Source organism: Sulfuriferula multivorans, assembly GCF_003851125.1.
Classification (GTDB): domain Bacteria; phylum Pseudomonadota; class Gammaproteobacteria; order Burkholderiales; family Sulfuriferulaceae; genus Sulfuriferula; species Sulfuriferula multivorans.
Genome location: NZ_BGOW01000070.1, coordinates 1 through 1,665, shown reverse-complemented (window position 1 = coordinate 1,665; position 1,665 = coordinate 1). Strand labels below are relative to the sequence as shown.

General features: G+C 49.2%; 2 protein-coding genes. Both read left to right on the top strand.

The features are described from left to right. Positions 1 to 103: 103 nt before the first annotated feature. Positions 104 to 511 (top strand): hypothetical protein, encoded by a 408-nt coding sequence (locus EI185_RS17525; protein WP_124706434.1) that lies wholly within the window; start codon positions 104 to 106, stop codon positions 509 to 511. 478 nt (positions 512 to 989) lie between these two features. After that, entirely contained in the window at positions 990 to 1,526 is a 537-nt protein-coding gene (locus EI185_RS17520) for a DUF2867 domain-containing protein (RefSeq protein WP_124706433.1), read from the top strand. The last annotated feature ends 139 nt before the right edge of the window (positions 1,527 to 1,665 follow it).

Below are 1,665 nucleotides of genomic sequence, written 5' to 3'. Positions count from 1 at the left end.
TGATGAAATGATCGAAATTCCATCATGGCACTGGTTGCCGTTCGCGGAAACTTCTCCGCTGCCTCGGGACGGGGAAGTCCCTTTCATTCGTTAGGCATTCTCAATGCTCAATATCTCACCAAGCTCATTTCTGGCTAAGGTTATTCAGTTCATGCTTGCCATTGGCTACGTGGCGCTCGTAGATCATTTACTTCATCTCAATCTACTGACAGGTTCTTGGCTATTGCATCTTTCTAATGTTTTGCTAGCTGCTGCGACTGGCTTGTTTGTTCTGTTTTTGGTCAATTTTATTTTGCTACGCCATACATTTTTGCGCTTGGGCATGCTCACTTCATTAGCGGTTTTTACCTATTTCTACATTTACATCCTGCAAGGCCATTATGCTCAATTATTCGATGGTTTAATTCGTAGCCCACAATACCTTATCAACATGCTGCTTTTTGTCGTGTTGCCAGTTTTTGTAGGCAAGTTCCTTCAATCACGCTTCAACTCTGGTGCGCCCCATGCCTAATCCCACAGTCAAGCGTGTCGCCCCTTACTTTCGACCTTAGGCTTCACATACCTTATGCTCATAACCAAGTCGGTACTCGTACTTTGGGTCGCAAGCGCTTCATCTGCTTGTGCCGCTTTGTACGGTGTTGCGTACGTTCGATCGGCGGACGCCCTCATCGCACTTGAGAAATTAGATCTGGGTGGTGGTCAGGCTTTTGCGTCCGCGTTCCCCTCGCTGTCGGCATTCACCATCACAATCGTATGTGCCATCGTAGCAATCGGTGCGTTGTTGTTCTCGTGGCGCATAAACAAGCAACTGCTGTTGTCCGCTCAACACACAGCAGCGTTGTTCTTCCTTGCTCCACTGGGGGTTGCTATGCTCAGCAATCTAGGCAATTAGGCAACAGTCATGTACTACAAGCAGCCTAACCCATCCATCAACACGGACTGGCGCGATAAAGCCGCGCCAGCCGGTTATGTCAAACGTTAGGCCCACAATGAAACCACGCGCCATATTCTCCGATGTACCAACCGAAAGTGCAATCAACGCACGACTACCCGGTGCATATTTTCACGATTGCTACGTTATTTCTGTCCCCGACACTAGACGCACTGCACTCGGCTACTTTTTAACTGCTTTGGCAAATACCCCGCCTTGGGTTAATTCGCTCATGACGTTGCGGAACAAGATCGTTCGGTTTGTCGGTTTAAAAGACCTTGGTGGTCTTGGAGAGTTGATCCCATCAAAGCCAGCGTCAGCTTATGCGCCTGGAGATCGAGTAGGTATCTTCACACTCATTTCCAATTCACCCAATGAGGCGCTGCTGGGAGATCGCGACAAGCATCTGGATGTTGTGCTCTCCGTCTACAAGCATCCTCCTGGCCAAGGTGGTGTCCAGTCCGTCTCGGTGACAACGGTTGTCCACATCCACAACCTTCTGGGGCGAATTTATATGCTTCCGGTCACGCCACTGCATAGACTCATTGCACCAGCAGTACTTACTCGCATCATAGGTGGGCAAAATGCGGCCTAACCTTGCGTTCGAGAGGGACGCGCCAAAAGCGGCGCGCCCCTCAACTTTACTACAAGGGCTTCCCCAAATTCGCAAGTGCTGTTGATGTTTTTTAGTTCATCATTATTTCCTGTTCTGTTTCGTTTCAAATCGCGCTGCT

What these genes read in the sequence shown, in the direction of transcription:
- EI185_RS17525 (WP_124706434.1), top strand. Translation starts at nt 104, where the DNA reads ATGCTCAATATCTCACCAAGCTCATTTCTGGCTAAGGTTATTCAGTTC.
- EI185_RS17520 (WP_124706433.1), top strand. Translation starts at nt 990, where the DNA reads ATGAAACCACGCGCCATATTCTCCGATGTACCAACCGAAAGTGCAATC.